6 protein-coding genes are annotated in these 6,668 nt (G+C 63.2%); 5 read left to right on the plus strand and 1 reads right to left on the minus strand.

Translation table 11 applies throughout. The annotated features are described in order from the left end of the window. Positions 1-54: 54 nt before the first annotated feature. Positions 55-1,899, plus strand: a complete 1,845-nt coding sequence (locus tag EZM81_RS10670; protein WP_248298194.1) for a glycosyltransferase family 2 protein — start codon at positions 55-57, stop codon at positions 1,897-1,899. A 2-nt stretch (positions 1,900-1,901) separates the two neighbouring features. On the opposite strand, the gene EZM81_RS10675 is transcribed toward EZM81_RS10670, so the two are convergent. After that, positions 1,902-2,813, minus strand: a complete 912-nt coding sequence (locus EZM81_RS10675; protein ID WP_136645686.1) for a S9 family peptidase — start codon at positions 2,811-2,813, stop codon at positions 1,902-1,904. A gap of 145 nt (positions 2,814-2,958) precedes the next feature. Here EZM81_RS10675 and EZM81_RS10680 point away from each other — a divergent pair, with 145 nt between their 5' ends. From EZM81_RS10680 to EZM81_RS18770, 4 genes are all read left to right on the plus strand, one after another. Continuing rightward, the gene (locus EZM81_RS10680) at positions 2,959-3,714 is read left to right on the plus strand and encodes a hypothetical protein (RefSeq protein WP_136645687.1); all 756 of its coding nucleotides are present in this window, start codon (positions 2,959-2,961) and stop codon (positions 3,712-3,714) included. Next, positions 3,711-4,580, plus strand: coding sequence for a glycosyltransferase (locus EZM81_RS10685; RefSeq protein ID WP_136645688.1), 870 nt, complete (start codon positions 3,711-3,713; stop codon positions 4,578-4,580). Before EZM81_RS10680 ends, EZM81_RS10685 begins: the two co-directional genes overlap by 4 nt. A gap of 260 nt (positions 4,581-4,840) precedes the next feature. Next, positions 4,841-6,448: a glycosyltransferase family 2 protein gene (locus EZM81_RS10690; RefSeq protein WP_136645689.1), complete on the plus strand. Its 1,608-nt coding sequence runs from the start codon at positions 4,841-4,843 to the stop codon at positions 6,446-6,448. A 79-nt stretch (positions 6,449-6,527) separates the two neighbouring features. Next, a complete protein-coding gene (locus EZM81_RS18770) occupies positions 6,528-6,656 on the plus strand; it encodes a hypothetical protein (protein ID WP_371685739.1) in 129 nt (42 codons plus the stop codon). The last annotated feature ends 12 nt before the right edge of the window (positions 6,657-6,668 follow it).

Below are 6,668 nucleotides of genomic sequence, written 5' to 3' on the forward strand. Positions count from 1 at the left end.
CCGGCCGCGCAATCAGATGCCTGCGCGCGTGAACCTCGGCTGGATCTGACGCAGATGCCGTCCCCGGCACCGGAAGCCCTGGCATTTGGCAAACTGAAGCGGACAAGCCCGCACGGCACGATCATGGCCGTGTCGATGATGAAGGACGAGGCGCCCTACCTGCTGGAATGGTTCGCCCATCACCTTGCAGTCGGCTTCACCGACATCCTTGTCTACACCAACGACTGCACGGACGGCACAGTCGAGATGCTTCAACGGCTTCAGGCGCTGGGTCTGGGGCATCACCGCCCGAACGTGATCCGCGAAGGGGTCAAGCCGCAGCCTTCGGCGCTGTCCCATGCCCAGGCCGAACCGCTGGTGGCGGCGGCCGACTGGGTGATGGTTTTCGATGCCGACGAGTTCCTGGCAATCAACCACCCCTCGGGCCATCTGGACGGCATGCTGGATGATGTGGTGGCCAAGGGCGCGAACGGCATCGTCGTCACTTGGCGGATCTTCGGGTCGAACGGGGTGATCGACTGGTCGCGCGCCCCGGTGACCGAACAGTTCACCCGCGCCGCACCCCCCCTGTGGCGCATGGGCTGGGGGGTCAAGACGCTGTTCCGCTTCGACCCGGAATACTGGAAGCTGGGCATCCACCGCCCCACGATACGCAACAAGCATCTCCAGGGGGACTTTCCCGATACTGTCCACTGGCTGAACGGATCGGGCGAGCGGATGGAGGACTATTTCAAGTTCCGCGGCTGGCGTTCGATCCGGCGCACGGTCGGCTTTAACTGGGCCCAGATGAACCACTACGCCGTCAAGTCGATCGACAGTTATGTCATCCGCAGGCTGCGCGGCAACGTGAACAACAAGGCCGACAAGTACAACGCCGACTACTGGTCGCTACAGGACCGCAACGAGGTGCCGGACACCCGCATCCTGCGCCATGCCGAGGCGCGCGCCGCGATCATGGCACAGCTTCTGACCGACCCGATCCTGCGCGAACTGCACGAGGCGGCGCTGGACAGGGTCGAGCGGCGGCTTGCCGAGCTGCGCGAGACCGAGGCCTACCAAAGCATGCGCGCCCGCCTCATCGAAGCCGGCAAGGTGCCGATCACCAAGGTCGAGGCCAAGCCCCCCAAGGCCCGCGACCCCGCAAGGATAGCCGAGCTGATGAGCCGGGTCGAACGACGCACCGTCGAGGCCGCAGCCATGAAACCGCGCAACGATCCGGCACCGGTTTCGGGCTGGAACGCCAGGGCCGTCGATCCCTACCGCCTCGGCGGGGTTGCGCTGTCGCAGGATCCCGGCATTGCCTGGGTACGCAATCAGGACATCGAACTGCCCGCCGATCCGCTACTTTTCTCGGCCGAGGGGGTGATGGCCGTTCTGGCCGGCAAGCTCGACCGCCGCCACGCCCGCAACATCACCCTTTACACGGCAGACGCGCGCCGGATGCTTGATCTGGGGTCGGGCGTCGGCCTTTGTGCGATCAAGGCGCTGCAGGCGACACAGGGCCTTGTGGCCATGATGCAGGACGAAACGGCAGGAATGATGGCCGCGGCGGCGGCGATCCACCGCCGCAACGGGCTGACTGACAGTGCCGTGCTGAAGCTGGTCGGTGGCAGGCTGCGTCTGCCGGGGGATCGCCAGACCGAGGCCGGCGGGCTTGCAGCCTGTCTGCGCGACTTCCGGCCCGATCTGCTGCGGGTCGGCAGACGTGCCGGCCTGAGCCCGGAAATCCTTGCCGCAGCACCGCTGGACAGTGTGCGAAGGATCGTCTTTCCGGTGGACAGCGATGCCGAACTTGCCGCATGTCGGCAGGCCTTCGGCCCGGCACTGGCCGCTGTCGGCTTTAACGAGGACACCGAGGCCGCGCGGAACGGCTCGGCCCTGTTTCTGCGGGCAGGGTGAACTCAGTCAATACCGCTGTTTGCCAGGCGTTTCAGGCCACGATGTACGAAAAGATAGTCGTCCTGCCTGAGCAGGGCCGCCCCCGCTGCCCGGATACGGGCGGGGTGCCCCTCTGCCGTCACCTGTTCGAAGAAGGCGCGCGCCCACTTGCGGACGGTGCGGCGGTTGCGCATGGCCTGCCAGAACTCGGGCCCCGGCTGGCCCCGTTCGGCCACCCCGGCGATCAGGTGCCCCAGCGCGCCGCATTTCAGCACCACGCGAACGGCCTCGTGCGTGGTGTGATCGATGCGCAGCATCTGCACATTGGGACCAGCCAGCCGCGCGGCATGCAGGCGATCCTCGTTCACCCGTCCGTCAAAAAGCACCACGACCCGGTCCAGCCGGCGGACCGTCTCGGCGGCATCCAGGAAATGGGGCGTCGTCCAGTCGCTGCGTTTCACTGCCCAGCCGAAGCGGCCCTCGAACGGGGCAATCTTCCGCGACATCGTTGACTGCGGCGAAAGCGCGATCACCGAAACCCCGGGAACCAGCGTGGCCATGTTGATCGCGGCGAAAGCCCCCATCGACGCGCCGATGAAGACCACCCTGTCAAAGCGGGCAAAGAACCCGTCTGCTTCAAGCTGCCGGACCAGTGGCACGGCGTCGGGGTTGCGATACCAGTCCTTGGCGAAGGACTGCACCCCGAGAAGGGCAAATCCCAAGTCCTGAACCAGGTTCTTCAGCCAGGGACTCCGGGGGTAGGGGTGGTCGATCGTGGCGAGATTGTCGAAGGTGACGATCAGGGCCCGGTCACCGGGTTCGAACCACAGCGCCGCCCGATCCCGGAGGACACGGAAGCGGTGTGACGCATCTGCGGCCGCGTCGGGGGCAAGCAGCGGCGGCAGGTCATCCGGACCATCGCTGACGGCTGACATTCGGCGTGACCCCGGCCCGTTGACTTTGCCCCTGGCCCCGCTCCGTTCCGCTGGAACGTGGACTATCAATCGGTTATAGCGATACAGACCCTGTTTGCAATATGGCGCCCTCAGCGACGACAACGGCGCAAGCGAGAGTGGATCCATGACCGACGAGCGCGAGACCCCCCCCGAGGAAATGGCCGTCCGGGCGGGCCATGGCGTTCTGGTCCGCGCTCGCAATGGCGACGTGATCGCCTATGACAACACAGGCCTGGTGCTCCGGCTGGCGGACAGGGTGATCGACGACATCGCCCTGCGCCTGCGCGACCGCCTGCCGGTCGGGACCGGCAAACCCGAGGCCGGGGAGGCTGCCGGCCATACGGCGGGCGCGATCGACCTTGAACGCCTGGAGGCGATGCTGGACGGGCATGATGTCTGGAACCTTCGTGCCGACGGCGAATGGCTGCGCTTCACTGGCCGGCTGGCTGGGCGACAGGGACAGCGCGATTTCTGCCGAAACCGTGCGGGCGGCGCCATCCTGGCCGACGCGCCCGGTGCGCTGATCGCAATCCTGGGCATCGGCGGGCCGCGTGCGGCGCTCGCCAGTCCGCAAACGGCAGGCTACCCGTTTCACATCGTCGCACCCGCCGACGACATCGGCGCGGTCGGCCACGCCGGGATCGAGCGGGCCTCGACCACCGATCTTCTGGCCCCCTTGCGCGAGATGACGCACGAGGCGCTGATGGCCGAGGCCTGGCTTGACTGGCAGATGGAGAAACACGCGGGCCTGCCCCTGTTCGTCACCCGGGTCGAGACCGACAATTCGACATCTGCCGCAGGTCTGGCGCAGGGCACGGCCTTGGAAAACCTACTGATCGCCGCTTCGGACACAAGAAATTTGGGTGGATATGTTCGATGAGCAGCCAGCCGAGTCAATGTATCGCTGTCGGCGAAGCTTCAGAGATCACGCGCGCACCGATCCTTGTCGTTACCCGATTTTCCTTTCTGGGCACATCCGGCTGGAAAAGCGACGCCTCGCGAGACGCCGTACTGCTGTTCGAAACTGCCCGGCTAAGATCGCGTCTCGATCTGTTTGGCGGTATCACCCTGCCTTCGCTGCGCGGACAGACCGATCCTGATTTCCATCATCTCGTGCTGACCAGCAGTGAGTTGCCGGAATGGGCAATGGAGGAACTGAAATGCCTGTGCAATACCGCTTATGACCATTCGCATCGCCGCTTTACCATCCTAGCGCGCCCATCGGCGCCCGCCCGACGGCCGCTGCGCAAGTTCATGGAAAGACATTTCAAGACCGACCATATCGTGCAGGTTGTGCTGGACGACGACGATGGCTTGGCGATCGATTTCGTCGCGCGGCTGCGCAGAGATCTGGAGGGTCTCGGCCCCGATGACTTGGCCGGAGTTTCTGCGCGGCCGTTCTTCATTTCATATGCTCTCGGTTATGCACTGGTGTTGCGTTCCAGTACCGGGCAAGGCTACGGAACAGGCACCGAACCAGTCATTTTTCGCCAGCGCTACCCCTTCATAAACGCCGGTCTAACCATGGTTGGCACTCCCTCTGGCAAGAACATCCTTGCGATTAGCCATCGCAAAGCACCAAAGCGGTTCGGCCATAGGCTCTTGGGCGGCGCTCGCATGTTCTTGCGCACGGTGCATGACTTCAATGATTCTCGCGTTGAACCGGTAGAGAGATGGCAACCGGTGGTCGAAAAACAATGTGAGGCCGATCTAACCCGAAGGTTTCCTTATTTGGAAGGACTATGAGCGAAATGAAAGCAATTGGGCTTTACTGGTGGCGGCCGGGCAGCGGCGGGCACAATCTGGGAGACGAGATCGCAGGCCCCATCCTTGCCCATCTTTCGGGGCGGTCAATATATTGGGCCAGCGCCGAAAACTCCGATGGGATAGGCATCGGTAGCGTTTTCCATCCTCGCAAGGCGCGCCAAAGGCGGCGACATCGTCCGCTTTTTGTCTGGGGAAGCGGAACGCTTGCTACGTAGCCTTTCCATATCGAGGAACTGGCGGTGATCCTTGGAGCCTTGCGCGGTCCACGGACGGCTTCGATGATTGCGGGAGGCCCCGATGTCCCCTTAGGCGAGCCGGGACTTTTTGCGTCGGAGCGTTGGCTTGGAGCCAAGGAAAAGCGTTTCCGCTTTGGCCTGTTGCCGCATCGTTCGGAACTGAAGCATTCTGCGGTCAGGCCGCTTCTTGAGGTGCTGGAAGGCAGCATACTGATTGATGTCACCGACCCGGACGTCGCCGGGACGCTGAAGCGGCTTTCATCATGCGAGCCGATCATTTCTTCCAGCCTGCACGGTCTGGTCCTTGCCGAAGCCTACGGTATTCCCAGCCTTTTCTGGAACCCCCAGGACGAGGCTCACGAATGGAAATACCGCGACTACTTCGAGGGAGTACGACGCGAGGACTATTCCGCGTTTGCAGGTGAAGAAATTTTTGGGGCTGCATGCGCCGGAGGCTGCGACACCATGCCCTTTTCGCTGCTGGATGCGCAATTCCCTCGCTCGCGTCCTAACCGATCTGCGCGCCGCCGCCCGACAGGTTCCAGAGGGAAGCCACTAGACCACCTGTCTCAACCAACCCGTATCCGCCACCAAGGAATGCCCATGTCGCAGGATTTGCTTCTCGGCCCCACCCAGCCCCGCGCTGCGCTGATCTGCTGCATGCGCAATGAGGGAATGTTCGTAGTGGAGTGGGTCGCCCACCACCGCGCCGCCGGGTTCGACCCGATTACCGTATATACCAACAACTGCACGGACGGCTCCGACCGCTTGCTTGCCAGGCTTCAAGACTTGGGGGTCCTACGGCATGTCGATCACCAGCCGCCGCAGGGAACTTCGCCCCAGCTCAACGCAACTCGGCTGGCACTGGCGGATCCGCTAATCCGCAGCGCCGAATGGCTATTGCACATCGACGCCGACGAGTTTCTGGACGTCTCAATTGGCGATGGCACCGTCGACGAGCTGTTGGACAGTGTAGGAGAGAACGCCGACGTGATCGCACTGCTCTGGAAACTTTTTGGTGACAATGGTTTACGGGAATGGAACGGCGGTTCGGTGATGCAGCAGTTCACCCGATCACAGGGTCAGCCGATGCGGCGTACGGTGAACCACAAGTCAATCTTCCGGCCGAAACTCTTTGGTCGGTGCACCGACCACATGCCCAAGGATCCGCTGGTCGCTGAGTTCCGGGTCGTGAACAGCGCCGGCCAGATGATGCCCAACGCCTCGGTGCGCAAGCCTAGCAAGAGCCGATACAAGGCCAAGTTTCACCAGCTGACGTTCGCCAATGCCTGCCTGAACCATTATGCGGTGAAGTCGCCAGACCTGTTCCTGATGAAGAACGACCGCGGCGACGGCCATGGAGCGCAGCACTCGCGCTATCGCCTGAACTCAAGACTACACCGGCGCTACAACCGGAACGAGATTGAGGATCGAGCTATCTTGCGCCATTGGCCGCGGGTTGTGTCCTTGATGGAAGAGATGCGCTCCGACCCTCTGGTTCGCAAGTTTGAGGCGCAGGCTCTTGAAACTTACCTAGCACGTCGCGCGCAGGTTCTCACGCCTGAGCAGATCGCCCGCTGGACAGCAACAGGGGAGGACTCGGCGGGATAATCCGCGCCGATCAAACAAGCGGAGGCGCCACAGGTCGCGCGGTTGTTCTCGGCTTCGTGGCCGGCGCAACAATAGCCTGATTTACGGCGGCCACGGCAACGACCGGATCATCGATGGCGATGGAAGCTCGGTGATCCATACCGGGCCCGGTCGGAACTTCGTCTCGCTGTCTTCGGGGGACGACGGCTCTGTTGCACAAATCGCGTGAGGGATTCATCTC

This window comes from Tabrizicola sp. YIM 78059 (genome assembly GCF_004959785.1).
GTDB classification, from domain to species: domain Bacteria; phylum Pseudomonadota; class Alphaproteobacteria; order Rhodobacterales; family Rhodobacteraceae; genus Tabrizicola; species Tabrizicola caldifontis.

Excerpts from the sequence above, each read along its gene's own strand:
- EZM81_RS10670 (WP_248298194.1), top strand. The coding sequence starts at position 55 with ATGCCGTCCCCGGCACCGGAAGCCCTGGCATTTGGCAAACTGAAGCGG.
- EZM81_RS10675 (WP_136645686.1), bottom strand. The coding sequence starts at position 2,813 with ATGTCAGCCGTCAGCGATGGTCCGGATGACCTGCCGCCGCTGCTTGCC.
- EZM81_RS10680 (WP_136645687.1), top strand. The coding sequence starts at position 2,959 with ATGACCGACGAGCGCGAGACCCCCCCCGAGGAAATGGCCGTCCGGGCG.
- EZM81_RS10685 (WP_136645688.1), top strand. The coding sequence starts at position 3,711 with ATGAGCAGCCAGCCGAGTCAATGTATCGCTGTCGGCGAAGCTTCAGAG.